This window comes from Planococcus plakortidis (assembly GCF_001687605.2).
Lineage (GTDB): Bacteria > Bacillota > Bacilli > Bacillales_A > Planococcaceae > Planococcus > Planococcus plakortidis.
Genome location: NZ_CP016539.2, coordinates 1,209,133 through 1,235,193, shown reverse-complemented (window position 1 = coordinate 1,235,193; position 26,061 = coordinate 1,209,133). Strand labels below are relative to the sequence as shown.

Sequence of the window (26,061 nt, the reverse complement as noted above, 5' to 3'; positions counted from 1 at the left end):
CATACGCTGATCAGTAGTTCTTTTGCTCCGATCGCCCAAGGGCGACCCTCGCAAATATGGTTTCTCGCGCTAAGCGCTCGAAACATATTCGTTGACGTTTTGCTGTTCAGTTTTCAAGGTTCATGTTGTGCGCCTTGTTTCGGCGACTTGATTACTATATCCTTTTTACAAGTCGATGTCAATGCTATTTCAAAATATTTTTATCGGCTTGTTTCGAGGACATTTACAACTATAAACCGCATACTAAAAAAAATCAAGCACTTTTTCGAAAAAAGATTTTTCTAATTCTTTTATAATCAGTCACAAAAAACAACAGACCCGCTATTACAATGCTTCCACCAATAATTTGTGATTCGCTGACCAGTTCTCCAAGTATAAAATACGCTAAGATTGCCGCCCCTACTGGCTCAAAAAGAATAGCGATCGAAATTACGTTTGTACTTACCCACTTCACTGCCCAATTAAATAAAGTATGTCCAAAAAGATTGGGGATTAGAGCTAGTAGAAGAAACCACATCCATTCTTCCTTAGGATAAGGAGCAAACGGCTCTCCTTTAGCAATAATATAGAAAAATAGCGTTATCGTACTAAAACCATACACAATGAATGTATATGTTATTAAAGATAAACGCTTTCGAACATCTTGCCCGAATAATAAATACGCAGTAATCAACGCACATGCAACGAGTGCCAATATGTCACCAAACAAAGCACTTCCACTTACCTGAAAGTCACCATATGCAATTACAACACTTCCAGTGATTGCGACCGCCCCAGATATCAAGGTTTTTACAGAGAGGCGCTCTTTAAAGAAAAAGTATGTGCCAGCAAATGCAAAAAGAGGCTGCAATGTCACCAGAACTGTAGAACTGGCTACAGAAGTGTAGTTAAGTGACTCAAACCAGAGAATAAAATGAAAAGCCAAAAAGATCCCGGCAATTGCTGAAAATGCCCAGTCTCTTCTATTTAGCTTCTTTATTTCGGGCAGGTAGCTATAGAGGAATACAGGAGACATTAATAGAATAGAGAATAACATTCGATAAAAGGCAGTGACGCCCGCATCAGCTGTGGTCATTTTAACAAAGATTGCAGACATCGCAACTGAGATAACTCCGATCAAAATGGGTATATAAGGATGAATCGTTGGTTTTTCCATTTGGCACCTCTTGCTGCATTAGATTTTGACATTACTTTTCAGTTTGCCATTTGCCGGCTCCACATTCAACCGCAAAGTGAAATGGAGGTTGTAATCTTGGAATTTTTCAGCGCGCTCGAAATCTCTTCATTCGAGACATTTATGAAATTAACGATTGCTGCTCTTTTAAGTTTAGTTATAGGGTTGGAAAGGGAATTAAAAAGAAAGCCTGTTGGTTTGAAGACAAGTATGGTCATTGCCACCTTCAGCTGTCTATTGACCATTATTTCAATTGAATCTGCTTATATTGCAGAGTCGAGCAGCAACGAAGGTGTAAATATTACAATGGATCCGCTCCGGCTTGCAGCACAAATTGTTTCAGGGATTGGGTTTCTAGGTGCCGGTGTTATATTGAAGCGAGGAAATGACTCCATTTCGGGATTAACAACTGCAGCGATGATTTGGGGTTCTGGCGGAATCGGTATTGCGGTCGCTGCCGGCTTTTACATCGAAGCATTGAGCGCTGTCTTATTAGTGCTTATTGGCATTGAAGTGATACCTCCCCTCCTTTTCCATTTTGGCCCTAAGCGCCTGAGACAGACGGAAGCGAAACTGACTATTTATGTCGCCGGAGAGGACGCTATCAGTGAAGTGTTGGAAGAGCTTAAACTCAGTGGCATGACTATTGAAGACTTGTCGATTCTTCATTCTGAACAGCAAACTGAAACTTTGTGCTACAAACTTTCGATTCGCATGTCTTACGCACAAGAAAAAGAAACGATCGACCTGTATCGAGAGATTTCTTCTATTAGTAGCGTAAATCAAGTAGATATCGAAATGATTAATTAAAGGGGGAATTTTTTTGGGCGAATTCTTTGGATTGTTAAAGGGTGGAAATAAACCATCTCTTTATGCTGCACTCATTAATACGTTTATTGCTATTATGAAAGGCGTTGCCTTTACTTTTACCGGGAATGTCGCGATGTTCGCGGAAACGATGCACTCTATCGGTGATGCAGCGAACCAATATTTTGTTTTTATTGGATCTGCATTATCGAAAAAAGCTCCGACTAAACGTTTTCCGAATGGTTTTGGCCGGCTGTTAAACTTAGTCTTACTTGCGGCAGTTTTGATTGTCGGAATCATGGCATATGAAACTATCCGTGAAGGTTGGCATCAGATGGTCCACCCGATGGAAGCGGAAGGCTTCATCATCAGTGTTGTTGTTCTATCAATCGCAATTTTACTTGAGTTGTTTGTACTTTACAAAGCTGGTAAAGAAGTTCTGCATGAAGCTGGTGTGAAAGGCGGAGCACTTGCTCCACTTACTACAAGTTTCACCCATCTAAACCGTGCAAAACCAGCTACCAAACTGGTTTTCTTAGAAGACTTAGTTGCCACTTCTGGCGGTATCCTCGCATTAGTTGCTGTCTTGATTGCCCATTACACTGGTTTTCTTCAAATTGAAGGCGCAGCATCGATTGCCATCGGTTTGATGATGTTCTACGTTGTTACCAAAATCTTTTTGGATAATGCACGTGGAGTCATTGGTGAAACGGATGAACAGATGGTCAACCATATTGCAAACCTTCTTTCTGAACGGCCTTCTGTCAAAGACATCCGTGAGCTCGAAGTAGTAAAAGAAGGTGAATTTCTTCATGTTGAAACTCTAGTGGAGGTTGACCCTAACTTAACAGTTAAAGAAGCTGACGAGTTACAGAATCGTTTGGCTGAACTTATCTTGAGCCAGCCGAGCGTCGATGATGTAGTTGTCTCATTGGACGCTGACGATGGTGAGAAACATTGGGTTCATGTTAGCAAACGGCCTGAATCATTGAAGAAACCGGAATAAAAAAATCCCGATGCATGATGCATCGGGATTTTTTGTATTATAGCGAAGCTTGTAGGATTTTTTCTACATCTTCCCCGTTTAATTTATTGAAGTTGCCGAATTCACCGTAGACAAGTGTTTTGTCGACAATGTCCGAAAAGCGGGAATCATCGATGTCGTAATCTTTCAGGCTGCTTGGCGCTCCGATCGATGTCCAGAATTCGACGAGGCGATCGATTCCTTCGTTTGCGATCTGCTCTTCAGATTTGTTTGATGGATCGACGCCAAACACACGTGTAGCCATCTGTGCAAATCGTGCTGGGTTGACCGGCACATTATGGCGCATCCATTGCGGGAATAGAATCGCTAGGCCACCTGCGTGCGGAATATCATAGATCGCTGATACGGCATGTTCGATGTTATGGGATGCCCAGTCTCCGTTATAGCCCATCTGCAGGAAGTTGTTGAGTCCCATCGTGCCTGCGAATAGGATCGTTTCACGGTGCTCATAGCTTTCAAGGTCTTCCATAAGCTTTGGAGCTGTATCAATGACCGCGCGCAATACCCCTTCAATCATCTGGTCTTGTACTGGCGTGTTTGTTGCATTGTGGTAATACTGCTCAAACATGTGGGACATCATATCTACTATTCCGTAAACCGTATGGTTGCGCGGAACCGACTTGGTGTAGCTTGGATCTAAAATAGAGAATTTCGGGAAGGTCAACGGGCTGCCCCATCCGTATTTCTCTTCAGTTTCTTCATTCGTGATAACGGAACCGGCGTTCATCTCGGAACCTGTTGCTGCCAATGTCAAGACTGTTCCGAATGGTAGTACTTCTGCAGGTGTTGCTTTGCGTGTAACAAAATCCCATGCGTCGCCATCGTATTTCGCTCCTGCTGCGATGAGTTTCGTGCAGTCGATGACAGAACCGCCACCTACCGCTAGCAGCATATCGATGTTTTCTTGCTTGCAGATCTCAATGCCGCGTTTGGCTGTTGAAAGGCGCGGGTTTGGTTCTACGCCTGAAAGTTCGTGGATTTCCACGCCCATTTCATTTAGCGTGGCCATCACTTCGTCATAAAGGCCGTTTTTCTTGATGCTGCCTCCGCCATATACGACCAATACTTTTTTTCCGTAATTTGGAACTTCATTTTTTAATGCTTCTAATTGCCCTTTGCCAAAAATCAATTTGACAGGATTGTAAAATGAAAATGCGTTCATGTAATCTCCTCCTCCGAAATATGTTCGTTTTTCATTATGAATTTCTATTCCTCAAAAAGCAAAACATTGAGCATAAGAAAACCGCTCGGCATCAGCCGAGCGGTTGTTTTCTTATACCCATCCACGGAAGCGTGAGGCTTCTGCAGTTCTTCTTGCACCGACCATATACGCGGCAAGGCGCATGTCGATGTTCCGGTTAGTGGCTACATTGTATACGTTCTCAAAAGCCTCTACCAATTTCTTTTCTAACTTCTCGTCGACTTCTTCCTGCGTCCAGTAATAACCTTGGTTATTTTGCACCCATTCGAAGTACGATAAGGTAACGCCGCCTGAACTTGCGAGTACATCAGGTACTAGCAAGATTCCGCGATCCGTCAAGATTTTCGTCGCTTCAGCAGTTGTCGGCCCGTTAGCTGCTTCCACTACAATGGAAGCTTTGATATCGTGCGCGTTTTCTTCTGTGATTTGGTTGGCGATTGCTGCAGGGACCAGGATATCACAATCGATTTCGAACAATTCTTTATTGGTGATGGTATTGTCGAAAAGCGTCGTAACGGTCCCGAAGCTGTCGCGGCGGTCGAGGAGATAATCGATATCCAAGCCTTCCGGGTCGTGAAGAGCGCCGTAAGCATCGGAAATACCGACAACTTTGGCTCCTGCATCGTGAAGGAATTTCGCCAAGAAACTGCCTGCGTTGCCGAATCCTTGAATGACGACACGCGCGCCTTTCATGTCAAGTCCGCGCTTTTTCGCCGCTTCATTGATCACGATCGTGACACCTTGTGCAGTTGCTTTGTCACGGCCTTGTGAGCCGCCGAGTACAATCGGCTTACCTGTAATGAATCCTGGTGAGTTGAATTCGTCAATCTTGCTGTATTCGTCGAACATCCAGGCCATGATTTGCGAGTTAGTGAATACATCCGGCGCGGGGATGTCCTTGTTCGGCCCGACAATCTGGCTGATGGCGCGGACATAACCGCGGCTCAGCTTTTCGATTTCGTGCATGGACATTTCGCGCGGATCGCAAATGATGCCGCCTTTACCGCCGCCGTATGGCAAGTCTACGATTCCGCATTTCAATGTCATCCACATGGAAAGCGCGATAACTTCATCGCGGTTCACATCCGGGTGGAAGCGGACTCCCCCTTTTGTAGGGCCGACAGCATCGTTGTGCTGGGCACGGAATCCCGTGAACACTTTCGTTTTCCCATCATCCATGCGGACAGGGATGCGAACCTCCATGAAGCGCATCGGTTCTTTCAGAAGTTCATACATCGAATCTTCGTATCCAAGTTTATCCAATGCAGTTTTAATGACATCCTGCGTTGACGTCAACAAGTTCAAGTTTTCAGCCATTGTTTAATTTCGCCTCTTTGTATTTTAGTAATTACCCGCATCTAGTGTAACATGGCAAACTTCCATTTGCCACAACCATTGTTATTTTGTGAACACTTGGTGAATGCGTTCGAGTGCCCAGTCCAGCTCCTCTTTCGTGATGATCAATGGTGGGGCAAAACGGATGACTGTGTCATGTGTTTCTTTGCACAAAAGCCCGAGCTCTTTCAGCTGTTCGCAATAAGGGCGCGCTGCTTCCGTCAATTCCATTCCGATGAACAAGCCGCGTCCGCGGACTTCTTTGATGACAGGATGGTCGATTTTCTTCAATTCATCCATGAAGTAAGTGCCAAGTTCTTGCGAGCGTTCCGTGAGGTTTTCGTCTTGGATGACCTGCATGGAAGCAATGGATACGGCGCACGCTAACGGGTTGCCGCCGAACGTGGAGCCATGTGATCCCGGGTTGAAGACACCGAGTACGTCATGGTCTGCAACGACGCAAGAAATCGGGAATACGCCTCCCCCAAGCGCTTTTCCGAGAATGTACATATCCGGATCCACATCTTCCCATTCGCAAGCGAACATTTTGCCTGTGCGTGCAAGGCCGCACTGGATTTCGTCAGCGATGAACAATACGTTGTTTTCACGGCAAAGTTCGCGTGCTGCTTTCAAGAAACCTTTTGGCGGCATGATGATTCCTGCTTCGCCTTGGATCGGCTCGATCAGGAAGGCTGCCGTATTGGGTGTAATCGCATTTTTCAATGCTTCCAAATCGCCAAACGGGACAATATTGATACCTGGTAGCATCGGACCGAAGCCTCTGCGGTATTCAGCGTCTGATGAAAGCGAGACAGCGGTCATCGTACGGCCATGGAAGTTACCTTCACAAGCAATGATTTCCGCTTTTCCATCTTCGACACCTTTGACGTCGTATGCCCAACGGCGGGCAGCTTTAATAGCCGTTTCGACCGCTTCCGCCCCTGTGTTCATCGGCAAGGCCATTTCTTTACCAGAAATCTTGCAGATCATTTCGTACCATGGCGCCAATTGATCGTTATGGAAAGCGCGTGATGTCAAGGTTACGCGGTCCGCTTGGTCTTTCAATGCTTGAATGATTTTCGGGTGGCGGTGGCCTTGGTTCACTGCTGAATAAGCAGAGAGCATGTCCATGAATTTATTGCCTTCCGGGTCAGTTACCCAAACGCCTTCTGCTTTCGAGATGACGATCGGCAGTGGATGGTAGTTCTTTGCCCCGTACTGTTCTGTTTTTTCAATGATTGACTGTGTTTGTGTCATTCCAAATTCCTCCTTAAATTTAAGGCAAGACTCGCTGAGCCCTAGGGACAGTGAAGTATTAGTCATAGATGAATGCGCTTAACGGTGCCTTTTTTAAAAAAAGGCAGACACGGAGTCTGCCTTTTGTGCATCATTATACCATTAACCGAATAATTAAAACATCTCGGAAGTTGTTTGTGCTTGCATATGAAGTACCAAGTAGTCTGGCCCGCCCGCTTTTGAGTCAGTACCGGACATATTGAATCCGCCGAATGGCTGGTATCCGACAATCGCGCCAGTACAGCCGCGGTTGAAATACAAGTTACCTACGTGGAATTCTTCACGTGCTTTTTCAAGGTGTTCACGGTTGTTAGTAATAACCGCGCCAGTCAAACCGTATTCAGTGTTGTTCGCGATTTCGATTGCTTCATCAAAGTCTTTCGCTTTCGAGAAGCCGACAACCGGCCCGAAGATTTCTTCTTGCATGATTGTGGAAGTCGGATCCAAATCAGCGATAACCGTCGGGTTGACGAAGAATCCTTTCGAATCGTCACCGTCCCCACCGGCTACCAAACGGCCGTCTTTTTTACCGATTTCGATGTAATCCATGATTTTCTTGTAAGCAGCACCATCGATGACAGGGCCCATGAATTTCGATTGGTCGACTGTATCGCCGATCGTCAATTCGTTTGTCAATTCCACTACGCGTTCGAGCACTTCGTCATATACATCTTCGACGATGACTGCACGAGAGCAAGCTGAACACTTCTGCCCGCTGAAGCCGAACGCCGATTTGACGATGGATTGCGCCGCAAGTTCCAAGTCAGCCTCTTTGTCTACGACCATGGTATCTTTGCCGCCCATTTCAGCGATCAAGCGCTTGATCCAAATTTGGCCTTCATTGACTTTAGCCGAACGTTCAGCGATTCGCAATCCGACTTGGCGCGAACCTGTAAATGAGATAAAGCGTGTATTCGGGTGATCGACCAAGTAGTCGCCGACTTCAGCGCCAGGGCCTGGGATGTAGTTGACGACCCCTTTAGGCATGCCTGCTTCTTCCAACACTTCGATGAATTTGTAAGCGACAACCGGTGTCGTGGATGCCGGCTTCAACAGGACTGTGTTCCCAGCTACCATTGCAGCGACTGTTGTGCCTGCCATGATGGCGAACGCGAAGTTCCACGGCGAGATGACGACGCCGACGCCTAGTGGGATGTAGTTGTAACGGTTGTCTTCGCCCGGACGGCTTTCAACCGGCATGCCGTCTTTTAGGCGAAGCATTTGGCGTGCATAGTATTCCATGAAATCGATCGCTTCTGCTGTATCGGCATCCGCTTCGTTCCAAGGCTTGCCCGCTTCTTTCGTAAGCAGGGCCGAGAATTCATGTTTTCTGCGGCGCACGATTGCTGCCGCTTTGAACAAGACGTCCGCACGTACTTCAGGTTTAACTTTTTTCCATGTTTTGAATGCAGCGTCCGCTTCTTGCATGGCTTTTTCTGCGAGCTCTTTATTTGATTTGGAGACGCGCCCAACAATTTCTTCTTTATCCGCCGGGTTGAATGAAACGATCTTGTCTTCAGTCGTTACGCGTTCTCCACCGATAATTAGCGGGTAATCCTGGCCGAGGTATCCTTCAACCGTCTTCAGGCCTTCCAAGTATGCTTTGCGATTCTCCTCGATCGAGAAATCTGTGAATGGTTCATGTTTGTAGGGAATCATTGGGAATCCTCCTTCTAATTGAGCGAGCGCAAAAAAAATTTGCACTCTTAATCTGTTTCCACTTATAATAATGCAAAAGATTGTTGCGTTTTTCAAGCATTTTAATCTAAAAAGTCAAAATAATTTTGAGGTGATGGCCATGAACGAACAGCAAATAGACTTGGCCCCTTTCTATAAATTCGCTGGAGACCATGTGGCTGTAGGGATACACGCCATCGACAGCAAAGGGAAAACCATTTTATACAACCGCAAAATGAAGGAAATCGAAGGATTCGACTTCCAGGAATTGACGGACCGGTCGTTATTGGAGATGTTCCGGTTTGACCAAACGCAAAGCACATTGCTGCAGGCGCTGACCGGTGGCACCCCGATATTGAATGTCAAGCAAACGTATTGGAACCGTAAAGGGCAAGAAATCACGACCATCAATGATAGTTATCCGGTCTTTGAAAATGGCGAGTTGATCGGGGCAATTGAACTCGCCCGGGATGTGACGACATTGGAGCGCGTCATCTACCAACCCTTGAAGAAATACGAGGAGCCGATTACGTTCTCCAGCTTGACCGCTGTGTCGGCGAGCATGAAAAATGTCATCACCCGAGCAGAGAAAGCCGCCACTGCGAAACTGCCGGTACTGTTGGTCGGCGAATCCGGTACCGGCAAAGAATTACTCGCGGAGGCTATCCATTCGGCACACACTTCGGAGCTGCCGATGCATATCCTGTATTGCCACGGCACCGATAGCCGCCTAATTGACGAGTTGGACAGGGAAATCGAGCGCATGAAGCATGGCACAATTTATTGCGAACGCATCGATTTGCTGCCGCGTGCCTTGCAGATGCAATTGCTTGAAGTGGTCGAACGCCATGCATCCGGCGATTGCTATTTTGTCGCGAGTGTCGGCGATGATCCAGTAGAGCTGATCTCATCCCATACTCTGGTGAAAGACCTGTATTATTTCTTCTCTGCAATGACCATCAAAGTCGAGCCGCTGCGCCGCAGGAAAGAGGACATCCTGCCGTTTGTCGAGGATTACTTCTCCCGGCACCGGATGAAAGTCGGGTCGGTCATCCGCTCCCTGTCAGACGAAGTGGAAAAATTATTCCTTAACTATGAGTGGCCAGGGAACTTGAAAGAACTCGAATTGCTGCTGGATGAAATCACTTCACTCGTCACGACGCAGGAAGTCGTGACGGCCGCGATGCTCCCTCACCATTTCAAGCTGAAAACCCAAAGCGGCTCGCTGCAACCTGAAGATTTCCTGATCAGTTCCGATAAGGATCTGCTCCCGCTCGAGGAGTACTTGCAAGAAGCGGAAATGTATTATCTGGAGAAAGCGATGGACCTTTATGGGGGCAATGTGACAAAAGCGGCGCATGCACTCGGCATGAGCCGCCAGAACCTTCAATACCGCCTGCGGAAAATCAAAAAAAACGCACAATCGACTTAATGTCGGTTGTGCGTTTTTTAAGATTTTATTGACCGGAACGTTTGATCCATTCCTGCATTTTGTCTTTCAACGTGTTAAAGCCTTCAGAATCGCTCTCGTTTACATGTGACTGAAGAGATTGACGCGGCTTTTCGCTTCTTTGAGCTGCCGGCGGCTGTTCTTGCAGCGCGCGGATCGACAAGCTGATTTTTTTCGATTTATCGTCGACGTCCAATACTTTCACGTCTACTTCCTGTCCGACAGACAAGTATTCGCTGACTTCTTTCACATAACCGTGCGTGATTTCTGAAATGTGGACAAGCCCTTGTGTTTGGTCGTCCAGTGCAACGAATGCACCGTATGGCTGGATTCCTGTTACTTTGCCGGAGACTTTATCTCCTGCTTGATACGTTTTTGTCATAGTTAACCGCTCCTAGTCTATATCTAATTACTGTACACCTATTGGCATCTGTATATTATAGCACAGGTTGCATATAAGAGTAAAATCAATAACCAGGATATAGCATGAACCGCCAGCCATCGGGTGTGAGCGTCATCTGCAAATGCTCATACCATTCTTGCATCCGGTCCGTTTCGTAAAGAATTTCTATGCTGGCATCAATTTCATTTTGAATATTCAAATCCGTTGCCATAAACGCCATAGAGTTTAAGTTCTCGAAACCGGCGACTTGATGGCTGCTGGCAAAATTGCGCCAGAACCCGACTTCCTGTTCCTCAGCTTCGTCACTAAGCAAACTATTTGCGACCTCAATGTTTTCTTCATCTATCGCATGCAGTAAAGCATAAGTGACGGTGAGCGGCGAGGTATCTTTTGGCAATTCTTCTTTATCAGCCAACAACTCATAAACTTTCATGCCTTGTTCCTGTAACTCCGGATCCGGCGCTTTAGAGAATTCTTGCTGCTCGTATTGAACGAGCCATGTATGGTCCTGTTCATTTACTAAAGCCGGCTGCAGGGGATTGGCCCTGTGAAACCCGAGATCCTGCTCTCTATATGCCACCATCGGCTGGATCATCACTTTCTTGTAAATGCGCTGGATGGCTGCTTGCTGGACTTCAACCCATAGTGCTTTTTCCGTCAACTCCGGAATCGGTTCCCAAACAGCCATGTACTGCTCCAGGCTTGGCTTGAGTTCGCTATCTACTAACAGATGGTACATCGTTTCAGGATCTTTTTCGTGGTTGGCGTAGAAATACAGGAAGTAGATGTCTAGAGGCTGCACACCGGCCAGCAATTTTATGTCATGGGATTGCTTGAAACGCCCATACAGCTCCTTGACACGGTCGTAATTGAAATCCGCCAAGTCCACCAACTCCGGTTCCAATGGAAAATCACCGTTTGGCAAAGTGGAACTTAACTTCCCTTGTCGTTCCAGCCGCAGCATATCTAGGCTGTCCCCGTATTCCAGATTTTCTAAAGAAGCGGATTGCCGCCAGCCGCTGCTTTCCATTTCATCGATTATGGGCAATAAAACCGCGGCCAACGGGTCGTAGGAAGCCAGCGTCTTCCAGAGCTTGCGGATTTCCGGCTTGACTGCGCCGTTTTCGTATATTTCATGTTCTGCGCCTTTGGTAATTTGCCACACTGTTTGTTCATACATCACTTCTATCCCGGTTTTCAACTCGCTGTCGGTTGGCTCCGTGACCAACAGGGACAGCATTGTATCCAATACATTGACCAAATGGGAAGGTTCCACCAACCAGCCCTGCTCATCAAAATAAGGATACACCCAGAAAAGCTGTAGGTAGTCAAAGGCGAATGGGTGTGTCTGGAATTGTGGAAGCTGTTGCAGCCCGTTAACATCTTTCGTCAATAAATGCATCCTGTCAGGGTCTGCCAGGCGGAAGCGCAGCCCATATTCCGGCCAGGCAGCGAGCAATTGTTCCAGTTCAGCTGATGCATCCGGGATCTCGCTTGCCAAAAGCTGCGGCTCGCCGTAATGCTCGGAGGCCGCGGGCAACTGTTCTTGATTGCTTTTTAGAATGCCTTCCGCATAATCCTGCAATTCATCTGTTTTCTTGAAATACAGCTCCAGGAAACGGTCCATTTCATCGACTGGCATATGGCCAGAGTTCGCCAAGGATTCCCCCATCCCTTTCGGCGTCTCGATCATCCAGATGAGCTCTTCCGTTTGTTGCATGAAACGTTCCGCATCGTCTTTGTGCTGCTGCAGCTGGCTGCGGTTGAATAGCTCGTCTTTTTCTTCGTCTGCATCTGCGACATAGGCAAACGCGGCAAATTCCCCCTCTTCCATGCCAAGGCGTTGTTTCGCGTTTTCTCTCGCCTCTGCATATTGCTGCTCCATTTCATCTGCCATTTCCTGCGTCAACTGACCTTCCGACGCTTCCGATACAGTAGGCAGGCGGAAGCTGTCGAAGAAAAAAGAACTCCCGACGACTCCAGCAAGCAAGGCAATCGATGCCACGATTAACCAGATGGCCGGCTTTTTCACTTTCGGAATTGGCTCTTGTGGCAGTTCATCAGCTGCCGGGCTTTCGTCAGTCGGTGCTTCATTCTCTGGAAGCTTGATCCGCTTAATGGATTTCTCCAGGAATTGCATTCGCTGCGTTAGTTCTTGAGGGTCCTCTATGGATAATCTTTCTGCTAATTTTTGATTTGCGTTATCTATTAGTTCCATTAGCTTCCGTTCTTCGAGCTGAAGCACCTGTGCCGCAAATGATGATGCATAGCCGTTGACCAAATACAGGACCGCAGCCATTCGTTCATTGAGCGGCAGTGATTGCAGCGCCAAATGGCTTTCCCGGTCTTCCTGAAAGCCAATCAAGCTGCCGTCGTTATGCAGAGTGGGATTCCGCGCTAATTCCGATGCAGCAGCACGGTAGAGCCTCGACTGTAAATTGGTGGTTGCATCCTCCTGGTCGGACATGGCCTGGATCCGGTGGAAGAACGAATCCGTCCGGTTGGCTGCCATTCCGTTTTGATAGGCGAAGCGCCTGAGCTCTTCTGCCAGATGAACCATTTCCAGGCCTTCATCTCGGGCATTCCCGATTACCGGATTGCTGTTTTCCCCCATCTCCCCATCAACTCTCTTTCTGACGAATTTCCTTTTATTTCTATTATACTAAAGAAATTCGCTCCATTTTTAAATAATTCTATTTTTTTCTGAAAGGCTCATGTAAAATAGGGAAATCTAATCGATTTAGGAGGAACCAATTATGAAAGCACGTGAACAATGGACGTCCAAGATCGGTTTCATACTCGCAGCTGCCGGCAGTGCAATCGGCCTCGGGGCGATCTGGAAGTTCCCATACGAAACCGGAGCGAACGGGGGCAGCGTTTTTATTTTGCTGTTCATCTTGAGCACTGTCTTGATCGGCTTGCCGATTTTGCTTGCTGAGTTCGTCATCGGGCGCCGCGGACAAGCAGATGCCGTCAGCGGACTCAAAAAACAAGCACCCGGAAAACCGTGGTATTTGATCGGTTGGTCCGGATTTATTTTTTCTTTCCTGATCCTTTCCTTCTACAGTGTAGTCGGCGGTTGGGTACTATCGTATCTGGTACGCGCAGTCACCTTGCAGTTGTCAGGACTGGGCGATGCAGATTTCGCCGAGTTGTTCGGCGGCATCATCAGCAATCCATGGGAAGTGCTGATCGCACAAGCGGCGTTCATGGCATTGACTATTTGGATCGTCCAAGGCGGCATCAAGGACGGCATTGAACGCGCCAGCAAAATCATGATGCCAGCCTTGCTGATTTTCTTCGTTATCTTGATGATCCGTTCGCTGACACTTGATGGGGCAATAGAAGGCGTCCGCTTTATGTTCGTGCCCGACTGGTCGTTCTTCAATTTCGAAACGGCACTTGTCGCTCTCGGGCAAGCGTTCTTCTCCTTGAGTGTCGGCGTTGCCGGAATGATCACTTATGCATCTTACCTCAAGAAATCCGAGAATCTGACGCGTTCAGCTGTCAGCGTGGTGACTCTGAACATCGTTATTTCCATCATGGCCGGATTGATCATCTTCCCTGCGGTATTTGCACTTGACTACTTGCCGGATCAGGGACCAGGCCTTGTCTTCATTATCCTGCCGGCCATTTTCGACCAATTGTTCATGGGCCAATTCCTGATCATCATTTTCTTCATCCTGTTATTGTTCGCGACTTTGACTTCATCCATCTCGATGCTTGAGATCACCGTCTCGATCGCCGTGAAGAACAAATACGACCGCCGCCGCCGTTTGGCATTCATCATTGGCCTTGCAATCTTTGTGGTCGGCATTCCGAGCGCTTTGTCATTCGGCGTTATGAGTGAGCCGGTATTCTTCGGTTATACGTTCTTCGACTTTGTCGACATCTTGACGAGCCGTATCGGCTTGCCGCTTGGCGCATTGTTCATCTCCCTATTTGCCGGATATGTGTTGACCAATAAAAATGCACATGACGAATTGACGCAACAACAGACCTGGGTCGAAGTATGGCGCGTACTTGTGCGCTATGTCGCGCCAATCGCGATTATCGTCGTGTTCATCAACGGCATCATCGATATTTTCTCTTGATGCCATTGTTCGAAAAATGCCACAACTCTTTATGCAAGAAAAGGCTCTTACATGGTATGATGGAGCTAGAAGGAAGTCTTTAAGAAAAGGAGTGTATGACTTTGAAAAAAGATTTGCACACCCAATTGAAAATGCTGCGGGAAGAACGCAACCTGTCGCTTGACGACTTGTCTTTGAAGACACGCATCGGCACAGCACGCCTTGAATCCTACGAAAGCGGCGAGGAAGTACCATCAGTCCAGACGATCCTGGTGCTATCAAATGCACTCGAAGTACCCGCTTCCAACTTGCTTGATGGACTGGAAACACCAAAATAAAAAAGCTTCGGCAATGAGCCGAAGCTTTTTTATTTTGGTTTACCTTTCAAATGATGTGTTTTTCTTCATACTTTACGGCCAATAGTTTATAGGAAACTTCCACACATTTCTCAAGTGGGATCCATTGCTTGAAACTTGACTCATAGATCGCTTGAATCGCTTTCGCCAGTTCTGACGGGTCATCAATTTCATGCAGCTTGCCGATTACATCAGTCGCTTCCGCCTTGTAATTGCCTCCTGTACCGGCCGAGAAAGGGTCCCAGCCCTCCATGATCCACAGCGCTCTTTTATCCATGCCCACCGTATCCATTCGTTTTCACCTATCATTCCTGTATCGTTACCAGCTATAATAGCATAGAAATCAAAAAGAAATGAGGAGATTGCTTTGAATTTGTTCGAACAAGTGCATGACCGCAGCAATAGCCGTTCCGTGAAATGGGGACGGATGGAGAAAGTCTACGGAATCCATGATGCATCGGATATTTTGCCGATGTGGGTCGCCGACATGGACTTTCCGGCTCCGCCTCCAGTGACGGATGCTTTGCGAGAACGATTGGAACATCCGATTTTCGGCTATTCGTACATATGCGAAGAATGCAAAACGGCTGCCGCGAACTGGCTCGAAAAGCGTCATGGTTTAGGGGTTGAAACGGATTGGATGCTGTTTCATCAAGGCGTCATTCCTGCCATGGCAAGCATTATCGATGTCTTTACGGACACTGGCGATCACGTGTTGGTAACGCCACCTGTCTACCCGCCGTTTTTTTCCATCCCCGAAAATCTGGGGCGTAGCGTGTTGTATTCACAATTGACAGAGCAAGATGGCGAATACGCGATCGATTGGCCTGATTTTGAAAGCAAACTCGAAAAAGCCCGTTTATTCATCCTGTGCAATCCCCACAATCCAAGCGGCAAATTATGGGCGGCAGAGGAGCTGGAGAAATTGGTCGAATTGTGCGCACGCCATGATGTCTTGATCCTGTCAGATGAAATCCATAGCGACTTGATCCATGCAGGTGAAACCCACACCCCGCTTCTTTCGGTTGCCGGCAGTGAGCGGGACCGAATCTTCACGTGCATCGCCCCGACGAAAACATTCAACCTTGCCGGCATCCAGGCGGCCATGATCGTAACGGCCGATCCCGACAAGCGCATGCGTTTGGAACGGCATATGCAAGCGCACGGCACCGGCTCTTTGAATGCCTTTGCGCCGGTTGCATGGAAAGCCGCATACGAGCAGGGTGAACCGTGGCTCAATCAATTGCTTGAAGTGTTGGCTCATCATATCGAGTACGCGGTGGAACGGCTTGAACGGGAAGTCCCTGGATTGAAAATCCGCAAGCCGCAATCAACGTATCTATTATGGATCGATTACCGGGCGCTTGGCTTAACTGAAGAAGAAGCGATGTCACACTTGCTTGAAAAAGGAAAAGTGGCGCTTGAACCAGGCTCGAAATACGGAGCAGCCGGACGCGGTTTCCTCCGAATGAATATCGCATGCCCGAAGCAGACTTTGGAAGAGGGCATCAGCCGAATCACAAGCGCATTCCGTTGATATTTAATGATAAACGAGAAAAAGCTATCGCTCGAGGCGATAGCTTTTTCTTATTGCTCAATGATGTCGATCGATTCGATGACGATGTCTTCTAACGGTTTATCTCCTGCGCCCTTTTCGACTGCGGCGATTTGGTCGACGACGTCCATGCCTTCGTCAACTTGGCCAAAGACGGTATGCATCCCATCCAGCCAAGGCGTTCCGCCCATTTCCTCGTACGCAGCAGTGATTTCCTCGGGATAATCAGAGGCACTGCCTTCCTTGATTTCTTTTGCCTGTACGATGAAGAATTGGCTGCCGTTGGTGCCCGGCCCTGCATTGGCCATCGACAAGGCGCCGCGGAAGTTGAATAGCCGGTCACTGAATTCATCTTCGAACGGCTCGCCATAAATGCTTTCGCCGCCGCTTCCTGTGCCTGTCGGGTCACCACCTTGCAACATGAAACCTTCGATAACGCGATGGAAAGTGACGCCGTCATAATAACCGGATTCCGCATGCCCGAGGAAATTCTCCACTGCTTTCGGTGCGATTTCCGGGAACAGGCGGATACGGATCGTACCTTCTGATGTATTCATATCGACTACCGTTTCTTCGGTTAAGCCTGGTTCAAGCTGCGGATAGCCTTGCACATCTTCTGTTGCAGCAGGCTCCTTACCGCTTGTCTCCTGTTGCTCTCCAGCATTTCCGCAAGCTGCCAAGGCCAGTGCCGCAAGTAGGAACATCGCTAGCCATAAACTTTTTTTCATTTCCATTCACCCCGCTTTATTCTAGCATAGAATTATTCAGAATACAGCGGTAATTTGTTCTGCTTTTTTCGTGTAACGAACTATTATATAATATAGGAAGAGTTTTGGTTTTCAGAAAGAAGGGGTTCCAACTGGATACTCAAAAAAGAAATTTCTACATCATCATGTTCACCAATTTCCTGGTTGCCGGCAGCACCACGATGATCATGCCATTTTTATCGCTCTACATCGAATCGCTCGGTAATTTTTCAGATGAATACGTCCAGCGCTGGTCGGGGCTGGTATTCGGCGTGACTTTCGTTGCCGCGCTGTTCATGTCCCCGGTTTGGGGCCGCATCGCAGACAAATATGGTTTCAAGCCGATATTGATCATCAACGGTTTCGGGATCGCCACTAGCATCTTTTTGATGGGCACTGCCGATTCCGTGCTCGGATTGTTCCTGATCCGCTTGTTCATGGGAATCGTCACGGGCTTCATTCCGACTTCGCTCGCTTTCGTGAGCTCCCAGACTTCCAAGGAAACGGCCGGCAAAACGCTTGGGACTCTCCAGATGGGCAGTGTATCGGGCACCTTGTTCGGCCCGGTGCTTGGTGGCCTGATGGCGGATGCGTTCGGTTTCACTTACACCTTCCTCATCACCGCCACCATCATTGGCATCGCCGCCTTGTTCGTCGTCTTCGGGCTGAAAGAAATCCGCAAGCCGAAACGAAAAGATGCCCATGTCTATGCACGAAGCACAGTCATCCACGGTATCCTGCACCACCGTTTGCTGCTGAATGTCATGATCATCACAGCCTTGATCCAGATCGGCAATTTCAGCATCCAGCCCTTATTGTCTTTATATGTGGCGGAATTGACGGAAGGCACTGCACAAGTGGCCTTTCTTGCAGGGGTCACGTTCAGCGCGACTGGGGTCGGCAATTTGCTGTTCGCCAGGCTGTGGGGACGGCTTGGGGATTCGGTCGGCTATGAGAAGATTCTCGGTTTATTGTTGCTGCTCGCATTCCTGTTTATCATACCGCAAGCTTTTGTCACTGAACTGTGGCAACTTATCATTCTGCGCTTGTTCTTCGGGGTCGCAGTCGGCGGCATGATTCCGACAACGACTGCACTGATGCGCCGCGAAGCTCCGATCGATATCCAAGGGGAAGTGATGGGCTATAACACGAGCTTCCGTTTTCTCGGCAATATCGTCGGCCCGATGTTCGGGGGGATTGTCAGCGGATTTATCGGGATTTCGTCGGTCTTTATCGTAACCGGCACATTATTTGTCCTGGCTTTTTTGTTCCTATGGTATACAAAAAAACAACCTGGACAGGATTTCGAGGATGTGCTTTTGGAACAGGAATTGAAACATTCCTAATGCCAAGTGAAAATTGCCTATTGAAGGAAAACCCACTCTTTCAACAGGCTTTTTTTAATTGCTTTTTTAAATTCGCAATAGTCAGATTTCGGAGTTTCTTCCTATTACAAAACACTTGGATTCTTTGAACTCCCCCCATGGGACGCGAGGGTGGGCGGTGCAAAACCGCTCTGAATGCGTTATACTTTTTAATTAGAAACTCATCACGTACCACTTTGGAAGGAGGATTCACTTGTCTCTCGTATTTCTGATTTTCATACCGATCCTTGCAGCGCTGTTTATTCCGCTGCTTTTCAAGCGACTTAGCCAGATTCATACAGGCTGGTTCGTTTTGCTGGTTCCGGCAGCGCTGTTCATATACTACGCTACTCGCCTTCCCTCCGTGATGGAAGGCGGCACTTACGTATCTGAACTTTCCTGGATCCCTTCCCTCGATATCGCCTTTGTCGCATATCTCGATGGATTGAGTTTATTATTCACTTTGCTGATCACTGGAATCGGCGCACTCGTAGTGCTTTATTCGATTTTCTATTTGGACAAGCACCGCGAACAATTACATAACTTCTATGTATACCTCTTGATCTTCATGAGCGCCATGCTTGGCGTCGTGCAGTCGGATCATCTGATTACGCTGTACTTGTTCTGGGAATTGACTTCGATTTCCTCATTCCTGTTGATCGCTTATTGGTATACGCGCGACCGCTCCAGATTCGGCGCATTGAAGTCGATGATGATCACAGTCTTCGGCGGCTTGATGATGCTTGGTGGATTTGTATTGCTCAGCATCATGGGCTCCACATATTCGATCCGCGAATTGATCGCCCAGGCGCCGGAACTCGCACAGCATGATTTCTTCATCTGGGCATTGGTTCTTGTGCTGCTCGGCGCATTTACGAAGTCAGCACAGTTTCCATTCTATATCTGGCTGCCGGACGCGATGGAAGCGCCGACGCCTGTCAGTGCTTACCTTCACTCCGCGACAATGGTTAAAGCCGGTATTTACTTGGTCGCCCGTTTAACCCCAGTCTTCGCTTTGTCTGAAGTGTGGATGTGGCTCGTCGCCGGCGTCGGGTTGTTCACGATGGTATGGGCATCGTTCTTTGCGTTGAAGCAAAAAGACTTGAAAGGCATCTTGGCCTTCTCGACCGTTTCCCAGCTCGGGCTGATCATGTCGCTTTTAGGTGTCGCAGCCGCCGCATATCACGTAGAAGGCGCTGCCGACAGTTATCTGAAATATGCAGCATTTGCGGCAGTTTTCCACTTGATCAACCATGCTACTTTCAAAGGAAGCCTATTCATGATCGCCGGTATCGTCGACCATGAAACAGGGACGCGCGACATCCGCAAACTCGGCGGCTTGATGAGTTTGATGCCTGTCAGTTTCACCGTCGCGTTAATCGGCTCTTTTTCGATGGCAGGCCTTCCGCCTTTCAACGGCTTCCTGAGTAAAGAAATGTTCTTGACTGCCATGCTGTCGCTGCAGGAATTCAACCTGTTCTCGATGGACGTCTGGTGGGTATTGTTCCCGATTATCGCCTGGATCGGCTCGGTCTTTACGTTCATCTACAGCTTGTATTTTGTGTTCCACACATTTGCCGGCAAACATCAGCCCGAACAATTGCCGAAACAAGCGCATGAAGCCCCAATCGGCATGCTTATTTCACCGGTCTTTCTTGCCGCACTGGTTGTGTTGATTTTCTTCATCCCGAACTTGATCGGCGATTGGCTCGTCAAACCAGCCGTTGCCGCAATCCAGCCGTTCCTTTATGATTCACCGCAAAATGTGGACATTCACGTTTCTGCGTGGCATGGATTCAATACCGAATTGTTCATGACGCTCGGCATCTTCGCGATCGGCGGCTTGATGTTCTGGACGCTGCGCAAATGGCAGCATCTTTACGATTTGTATCCGGATGCCGTTTCACTGAACCGTCTATATGATGAAATGATGCTGCTCAGCGCCGGGGGGCCAACCGCTTCTCCCGGGTTTATATGACAGGGTTTATCCGTTCATACCTCGTCTATATGTTCAGTTTCATGGCATTCATCGTTTTGCTGACCTTGTTCTTGAACGAAGCATTCCAGATCGATTTCAATAATTTGGCGCCAATTGGCGTTTATGAAATCGTCATCCTGCTGGCACTTGTCGGCGCGACCTTGACGATTCTAGGCTCCAAATCCCGCTTGACCGCCATCATTGCGCTCGGGGCTGTCGGCTATTCAGTGGCGCTGTTGTTCGTCATCTTCCGCGCTCCTGACTTGGCATTGACGCAACTGGTCATTGAAACCATTTCGGTTGCCTTGTTCTTGCTCGCGTTCTACCATTTGCCGCAAATCAGCCGCAAGGAAGAACGCATGAAATTCCGTTTCGGCAACGCGCTCGTCGCGCTGGGTGTCGGCGTCACGATGACATTGGTCGCCTTGTCGGCCCATTCACAGAAAGCCTTGCCTTCGATTTCCGAGTTCTACAAAGAAACCGTCTACTCAGAAGCGGGCGGCGGTAATATCGTCAACGTCATTCTTGTCGATTACCGCGGCTTTGATACCTTATTCGAAATTGCAGTACTCGGCATTGCGGGCATCGGGATTATCACGATGATCCGCCTTCGCCTTACGAAAAAGGAGGGTCAGCATGAGAACAAATGATGTCATGCTTCAAACCGCCACGAAAGTGGTGACCTTCATCATCTTGATGTTTGCTGTCCATATTTTCTTTGCCGGGCATTATACGCCAGGCGGCGGGTTTGTCGGCGGATTGTTGACTGCGAGTGCCATAGTCCTGCTGATGCTTGCGTTCGACATCCCGACCATCAAGAAGATTCTGCCGATTAATTATGTCGTGCTGACCGCTGTCGGCTTGTTGATTGCGATTGCAACCGCCAGCGCGTCGATCATTTTTGATGTCCCGTTTTTCACACATGCCTATGATTATTTCAATTTGCCACTATTCGGGAAAACGTCCCTGCACTCGGCAATGCTATTCGATTTAGGTGTCTATTTGGTTGTTGTAGGAGTAACGATGACCATTATTCAAACGATTGGAGAGGATGAATAATGGAAATAGTCATGTCGGTTGCCATCGGCTTATTGTTCATGGCAGCTGTATATTTAATGCTATCGAAAAGTTTGATTCGCATCATTATCGGCACCGGCCTGTTGAGCCACGGCGCCCACCTGTTGCTGTTGACGATGGGCGGGCTCGGAGGTACCGCGCCGCCGGTCGTTGCGGACGGTGTATCGGTCAGCGATTATGCCGACCCCCTTCCGCAGGCACTGATCCTGACTGCAATTGTCATTTCATTCGCGGTCACGTCGTTCTTCCTGGTACTCGCTTACCGCGCCTATCAGGAACTCGGCACAGACAATATGGAGCTATTGAGAGGTACAGAAGATTATGAGTAACTTAGCCTTGTTCCCGATAGTTATCCCATTGATTTTTGCCGCTATTTTGATGCTGTTCCCGAAAAAATTGCATATGCAGCGCATTGTGGCGATTGCCGGTGTTGGAGCAACCTTAGTCTCGGCAATTGCATTGTTTTCGAAAGTTTCCACTGACGGAGTCCAAGCCATTACGCTCGGCAGCTGGCCTGCCCCGTTCGGCATTTCCATGGTTTCCGATATGTTCTCCGTACTCTTGGTACTGAGTTCCACCATCGTCACGTTATTCGTGCTGTTCTACAGTATCCCGACGATCGGCGTGAAACGTGAACAGTCGTTCTATTATCCGGCTGTCTTGTTCTTGATGACCGGAGTCAATGGCGCCTTTACGACAGGCGATATTTTCAATTTGTTCGTCTTCATCGAAGTGCTGTTGATGGCTTCCTATGCATTGATCGTCCACGGTGGCGAAAAACCGCAGCTGCGCGAATCAATCAAGTATTTGCTGGTGAACATCATTTCATCTGCACTGTTCGTCTCAGCCGTTGCTTACCTTTACTCCGTCACCGGGACGCTCAATATGGCCGATTTGGCAGTCAAGATCCCGCAGATTGAAGCGGTCGGCATCCTGACGGTCATCGCCGTCCTGTTCCTGGTCGTTTTCGGTTTCAAAGCGGCGATTTTCCCGCTGTACTTCTGGCTTCCAGGTTCCTATTTCGCACCGCCTATGGCGATTCTTGCCTTGTTCGGCGCATTGCTGACAAAAGTCGGCGTCTACGCCATCATGAGAACCTATACCTTGTTCTTCACGATGAATACCGGGTTTACACACGAGCTGCTGGCGATCATTGCGATTTTGACGATCCTTGCAGGTTGTGTCGGGGCCCTTGCGTATTTTGATGTGAAAAAAATCATCATTTACAACATCATCATCGCAGTCGGTGTCATCTTGTTCGGCATTTCGCAAATGAACGCAGCAGGTGTTGAAGGTTCCATTTTCTACTTGGTGCACGATATGCTCATCAAAGCGGCGCTGTTCCTGCTTGTCGGGATATTGACCGTCATTTTCGGAACGAGCGATTTGCGCAAGATGGGCGGTTTGATCAAGAGCTATCCGGTCTTCGGCTGGACCTTCCTCGTTGCGGCATTCGGCCTTGCCGGAATCCCGCCGCTTAGCGGATTCCCTGGTAAGTTGCTGATTGTCCAAGGCGGCTTTGAAGGCACCCATTTCTGGGGCAGCCTCGTGATCCTTGCAACCAGCTTGCTCGTATTGCTCAGTGTCGTACGTATCTTCATCTATGCATTCTGGGGTGAACCTGCCAGAATTGCCACGATCGACCGAAAACAATACCTGTCGCTGTTTGTTCCAACAGCGATCCTTGTCGCCTTGACTGTTGTGCTTGGCGCCGGTGCGGAACTCTTCATGCCGTTCATTTCGGACGCAGGTGAAGTGCTGCTGAATCCATCGCTCTATATTGATGCGGTATTAAAGGAGTAGGTCAATATGTCTTTACAAGTTCTATTGAATTTCTTCCTGGCGCTCGTCTGGATGTTCATGACCGTGTCGTTCACTCCTTCCGGATTCGTCATCGGCTTCTTGGTCGGCCTTGGCGTCATCATCCTGATGCGCCGGTTCTTCTCGAAACGCTTGTACATCCTGCGCGTCTGGGCGTTAATCTCGCTGTTCTTGCTGTTCCTTCGTGAACTGTTCATGTCGAGCATTCAGGTTCTTTCCATCGTCATCCGCCCGAATATGAACATCAAACCGGCCATTTTCGAAATGGAAACGGAACTCAGCGACGACTGGCAAGTAACTTTATTGTCAGCCTTGATTACATTAACGCCAGGGACCTTGGTCATCGGCATTTCCGAAGACCAGAAACGCCTGTATGTCCATGCCCTGGATTTCGAAGACATCGATTCGGCCGTGTCATCCATCAAGAATACATTTGAACGGGCCATACTGGAGGTGAGCCGGTCATGATGATGTTTTATTGGATCGCTTTGATGATTGTCAGCTTTTCTTTCGCCGGGCTCCTGTTCCGGCTAGTCAAAGGGCCGACAGTTGCAGACCGTGTGGTAGCCCTCGATTCCATCGGGGTCAGCCTGGTCTCGATTGTAGCTTTGCTATCGCTGATCATTGAAACGGAGTTCTTCCTGGAGGTCATCCTATTGATGAGCATCCTGTCCTTTATCGGAACGGCCGCCTTCGCGAAATTCCTGGAGAGAGGGGAGATTTTCGATCGAGATCCTCGTTGATATCTTAATCATCCTTTTAATCGGCACTGGAGTCCTTTTCAGCGCCGTTACCGCGCTTGGATTGGTCAGGCTTCCGGATGTCTATACACGGACACACGCAGCCTCTAAGAGCTCGACACTCGGCGTGTTATCGATCCTGCTCGGTACATTTGTCCATTTTTGGTTTAATGAAGGCATCTTCAATACGCAGATGGTCATCGCCATTGCCTTCCTGTTCATCACGCAGCCCGTTGCCGGCCATTTGATCGGCCGTGCCGCTTATATGACCGGCATCAAGGTCGCGGAAGAAACTGTGCGCGACGATATGGGGTCTGCGATTGAGAAGCGCCGGAACAACCAGCAAGAAGAATTGGAAAACGAATAAAAAACTGCAGCCAATACGGCTGCAGTTTTTTTATAGGTCATCTCCAAGCTTCTCCACAAACAACGCAAGCGTGCGGACCATGGCACCGGTTCCGCCTTGAGGCCCCAAATCATGCGCCGCATCGGCATGTGATGTCCCGGCGATATCCAGGTGGATCCACGGCGTATCCCCGACGAATTCGCCGACAAAGCCGCCACCGAAAATCATATGGCCATCGCGTCCCGGCGAATTGTTCAAATCTGCAACATCACTTTTGCGCAAACGCTTTTTGTCGTTTTCAGTAAGCGGCAATTGCCAGATGAACTCACCCGTTTTCTTCGAAACATCCTGCAAGCTTCCATAAAATGCGTCGTCATTCGTCAACGCGCCTGTCTTATCTTTGCCAAGCGCCACGATGACGCCCCCCGTCAAGGTCGCCACATCCACAACCTGGCTCGCGCCGAGCTGCTTGGCATATGTGACCGCATCCGCCAACACTAGCCGCCCTTCCGCATCGGTATTGAGGATTTCGATGGTCTTGCCGCTCATCGATGTGATGACATCGTCCGGCTTAAAGGCATTGCCGGACACCATATTGTCGGTGGATGCAATGATGGCGACGACGTCTTTGGCCGGTTTCAATTCGCCGATGACCCGCATTGCGCCGAGCACAGCCGCAGCTCCGCCCATATCCCCTTTCATGCCGACGATGCCGTCTTTCGGCTTGAGGGAATAGCCGCCTGTGTCAAATGTGATGCCTTTTCCGACCAGTGCAAGCGGTGATTCGAAACTATCTGTCGCCTTGTATTTCATGACAATCAAGCGCGGTTCTTCGACCGATCCTTGGTTGACCGCAAGCAGCGCGCCCATGCCAAGTTCTTCGATTTCGCTTCGGCCGAGGATATCCGTTTCAAATCCATAAGCTTCGCCAAGTTCCTGTGCATATTCCGCCATCGCTGTCGGCGTCAGGATATTCGCCGGCATATTGACAAGCGTCCTTGCTTCATTGACCGCTTCTGCATGGACCGTCCCGACGAAAGCCGCCTGACGGACCGCATCTGACGGCTCGTCTGTCAGAAAGCCCAGCGATTCGAGACGATGGTCCACTTCATTAGAACCGGTTTTATAATCGGCAAAACGGTATGCGCCCATTTGGATGCCTTCAGCTGCCAAGTGCGCGACTTGTCCGCTGTTCACTTCCCCATTTTCGAATGAAGCTACATGGATGGCTGCATAGTGGATCTTTTCCTTAATCAACTGCTTTCCTGCGATGCCGAACGAACGGCGTAAATCGTCTTCCGTCATTTTTTTTCGGTCACCGATCCCGACAAACATGACTCGCGGGATATCGCCTTTTAAAGTAGGGTAAATGCTCAGCGACTGGGGATCGAATGACAAGCCGTCTTTGATCCAGCCGGCCAGCCTCCCGTCAAAGCGCTCCTCTACCGTTTCCCACCCTTCCGCATTTTCAGGATGGCGGCTCAAGCCGACGATTAGAATTTCTGCTTCGTTCTGTTCGGTTGGTTTCAATACATTGATTTCCATAAGAATCCTCCTTTTAGCTGCCTCTCCAGTGTACCATTGCTTCGGCTTCCGGAATAGCTTGACTAGGGGGTG

General features: G+C 48.6%; 23 protein-coding genes and 1 pseudogene. 14 read left to right on the top strand and 10 right to left on the bottom strand.

The genetic code is table 11. The annotated features are described in order from the left end of the window. Positions 1 to 253: 253 nt before the first annotated feature. Positions 254 to 1,156 (bottom strand): DMT family transporter, encoded by a 903-nt coding sequence (locus BBI15_RS06255; protein ID WP_068868790.1) that lies wholly within the window; start codon positions 1,154 to 1,156, stop codon positions 254 to 256. 141 nt (positions 1,157 to 1,297) lie between these two features. Between BBI15_RS06255 and BBI15_RS06250 the strand changes: the two genes are divergently transcribed. Further along, positions 1,298 to 1,984, top strand: a complete 687-nt coding sequence (locus tag BBI15_RS06250) for an MgtC/SapB family protein (protein WP_405314067.1) — start codon at positions 1,298 to 1,300, stop codon at positions 1,982 to 1,984. Positions 1,985 to 1,997: 13 nt separating this feature from the next. Next, on the top strand, positions 1,998 to 2,987 hold the full coding sequence (locus BBI15_RS06245) for a cation diffusion facilitator family transporter (RefSeq protein WP_068868789.1): 990 nt from the start codon (positions 1,998 to 2,000) through the stop codon (positions 2,985 to 2,987). 37 nt (positions 2,988 to 3,024) lie between these two features. On the opposite strand, the gene BBI15_RS06240 is transcribed toward BBI15_RS06245, so the two are convergent. From BBI15_RS06240 to pruA, 4 genes are all read right to left on the bottom strand, one after another. Next, entirely contained in the window at positions 3,025 to 4,188 is a 1,164-nt protein-coding gene (locus tag BBI15_RS06240; RefSeq protein WP_068868788.1) for an iron-containing alcohol dehydrogenase, read from the bottom strand. Positions 4,189 to 4,299: 111 nt separating this feature from the next. After that, positions 4,300 to 5,544 (bottom strand): Glu/Leu/Phe/Val family dehydrogenase, encoded by a 1,245-nt coding sequence (locus tag BBI15_RS06235; protein WP_068868787.1) that lies wholly within the window; start codon positions 5,542 to 5,544, stop codon positions 4,300 to 4,302. An 81-nt stretch (positions 5,545 to 5,625) separates the two neighbouring features. Further along, positions 5,626 to 6,819: an ornithine--oxo-acid transaminase gene (locus tag BBI15_RS06230; protein WP_068868786.1), complete on the bottom strand. Its 1,194-nt coding sequence runs from the start codon at positions 6,817 to 6,819 to the stop codon at positions 5,626 to 5,628. 153 nt (positions 6,820 to 6,972) lie between these two features. Then, the gene (gene pruA, locus BBI15_RS06225) at positions 6,973 to 8,517 is read right to left on the bottom strand and encodes an L-glutamate gamma-semialdehyde dehydrogenase (RefSeq protein ID WP_068868785.1); all 1,545 of its coding nucleotides are present in this window, start codon (positions 8,515 to 8,517) and stop codon (positions 6,973 to 6,975) included. Positions 8,518 to 8,656: 139 nt separating this feature from the next. On the opposite strand from pruA, the gene BBI15_RS06220 reads away from it, so the two are divergent. Beyond that, the gene (locus BBI15_RS06220; protein WP_068868784.1) at positions 8,657 to 9,967 is read left to right on the top strand and encodes a sigma 54-interacting transcriptional regulator; all 1,311 of its coding nucleotides are present in this window, start codon (positions 8,657 to 8,659) and stop codon (positions 9,965 to 9,967) included. A 25-nt stretch (positions 9,968 to 9,992) separates the two neighbouring features. On the opposite strand, the gene yugI is transcribed toward BBI15_RS06220, so the two are convergent. Together yugI and BBI15_RS06210 are read right to left on the bottom strand one after the other, a co-directional pair. Continuing rightward, positions 9,993 to 10,367, bottom strand: a complete 375-nt coding sequence (gene yugI / locus BBI15_RS06215; RefSeq protein ID WP_068868783.1) for a S1 domain-containing post-transcriptional regulator GSP13 — start codon at positions 10,365 to 10,367, stop codon at positions 9,993 to 9,995. A gap of 85 nt (positions 10,368 to 10,452) precedes the next feature. Next, entirely contained in the window at positions 10,453 to 13,002 is a 2,550-nt protein-coding gene (locus BBI15_RS06210; RefSeq protein ID WP_068868782.1) for a hypothetical protein, read from the bottom strand. 142 nt (positions 13,003 to 13,144) lie between these two features. Between BBI15_RS06210 and BBI15_RS06205 the strand changes: the two genes are divergently transcribed. Continuing rightward, complete coding sequence (locus BBI15_RS06205; RefSeq protein WP_068868781.1) at positions 13,145 to 14,482, top strand: sodium-dependent transporter; 1,338 nt, start codon at positions 13,145 to 13,147, stop codon at positions 14,480 to 14,482. 101 nt (positions 14,483 to 14,583) lie between these two features. After that, positions 14,584 to 14,799: a helix-turn-helix domain-containing protein gene (locus tag BBI15_RS06200; protein WP_175578541.1), complete on the top strand. Its 216-nt coding sequence runs from the start codon at positions 14,584 to 14,586 to the stop codon at positions 14,797 to 14,799. Positions 14,800 to 14,845: 46 nt separating this feature from the next. On the opposite strand, the gene BBI15_RS06195 is transcribed toward BBI15_RS06200, so the two are convergent. Continuing rightward, a complete protein-coding gene (locus BBI15_RS06195) occupies positions 14,846 to 15,094 on the bottom strand; it encodes a DUF1871 family protein (protein ID WP_237150920.1) in 249 nt (82 codons plus the stop codon). A 90-nt stretch (positions 15,095 to 15,184) separates the two neighbouring features. On the opposite strand from BBI15_RS06195, the gene BBI15_RS06190 reads away from it, so the two are divergent. After that, entirely contained in the window at positions 15,185 to 16,354 is a 1,170-nt protein-coding gene (locus tag BBI15_RS06190; protein ID WP_068868778.1) for a MalY/PatB family protein, read from the top strand. Positions 16,355 to 16,404: 50 nt separating this feature from the next. Here BBI15_RS06190 and BBI15_RS06185 read toward each other — a convergent pair whose 3' ends face one another. After that, a complete protein-coding gene (locus tag BBI15_RS06185; protein ID WP_068872529.1) occupies positions 16,405 to 17,100 on the bottom strand; it encodes a peptidylprolyl isomerase in 696 nt (231 codons plus the stop codon). 131 nt (positions 17,101 to 17,231) lie between these two features. Between BBI15_RS06185 and BBI15_RS06180 the strand changes: the two genes are divergently transcribed. From BBI15_RS06180 to mnhG, 8 genes and pseudogenes are all read left to right on the top strand, one after another. Beyond that, a complete protein-coding gene (locus tag BBI15_RS06180; protein WP_068872528.1) occupies positions 17,232 to 18,464 on the top strand; it encodes an MFS transporter in 1,233 nt (410 codons plus the stop codon). A 232-nt stretch (positions 18,465 to 18,696) separates the two neighbouring features. Next, positions 18,697 to 21,110: pseudogene (locus BBI15_RS06175) on the top strand (Na+/H+ antiporter subunit A). Next, positions 21,097 to 21,519 (top strand): Na(+)/H(+) antiporter subunit B, encoded by a 423-nt coding sequence (locus tag BBI15_RS06170; RefSeq protein WP_068868777.1) that lies wholly within the window; start codon positions 21,097 to 21,099, stop codon positions 21,517 to 21,519. The pseudogene BBI15_RS06175 and the gene BBI15_RS06170 overlap by 14 nt, the downstream one beginning before the upstream one ends. Continuing rightward, entirely contained in the window at positions 21,519 to 21,866 is a 348-nt protein-coding gene (locus tag BBI15_RS06165) for a Na(+)/H(+) antiporter subunit C (protein WP_068461472.1), read from the top strand. Before BBI15_RS06170 ends, BBI15_RS06165 begins: the two co-directional genes overlap by 1 nt. After that, positions 21,859 to 23,340 (top strand): Na+/H+ antiporter subunit D, encoded by a 1,482-nt coding sequence (locus BBI15_RS06160; RefSeq protein WP_068868776.1) that lies wholly within the window; start codon positions 21,859 to 21,861, stop codon positions 23,338 to 23,340. Before BBI15_RS06165 ends, BBI15_RS06160 begins: the two co-directional genes overlap by 8 nt. A gap of 6 nt (positions 23,341 to 23,346) precedes the next feature. After that, complete coding sequence (locus BBI15_RS06155) at positions 23,347 to 23,826, top strand: Na+/H+ antiporter subunit E (RefSeq protein ID WP_068868775.1); 480 nt, start codon at positions 23,347 to 23,349, stop codon at positions 23,824 to 23,826. Further along, positions 23,823 to 24,101, top strand: coding sequence for a Na(+)/H(+) antiporter subunit F1 (locus BBI15_RS06150; protein WP_068868774.1), 279 nt, complete (start codon positions 23,823 to 23,825; stop codon positions 24,099 to 24,101). The genes BBI15_RS06155 and BBI15_RS06150 overlap by 4 nt, the downstream gene beginning before the upstream one ends. Next, positions 24,085 to 24,465, top strand: coding sequence for a monovalent cation/H(+) antiporter subunit G (gene mnhG, locus BBI15_RS06145; RefSeq protein ID WP_084632773.1), 381 nt, complete (start codon positions 24,085 to 24,087; stop codon positions 24,463 to 24,465). Before BBI15_RS06150 ends, mnhG begins: the two co-directional genes overlap by 17 nt. Positions 24,466 to 24,495: 30 nt before the next feature. Here mnhG and BBI15_RS06140 read toward each other — a convergent pair whose 3' ends face one another. Further along, entirely contained in the window at positions 24,496 to 25,989 is a 1,494-nt protein-coding gene (locus tag BBI15_RS06140; protein WP_068868772.1) for a leucyl aminopeptidase, read from the bottom strand. Positions 25,990 to 26,061: the final 72 nt, after the last annotated feature.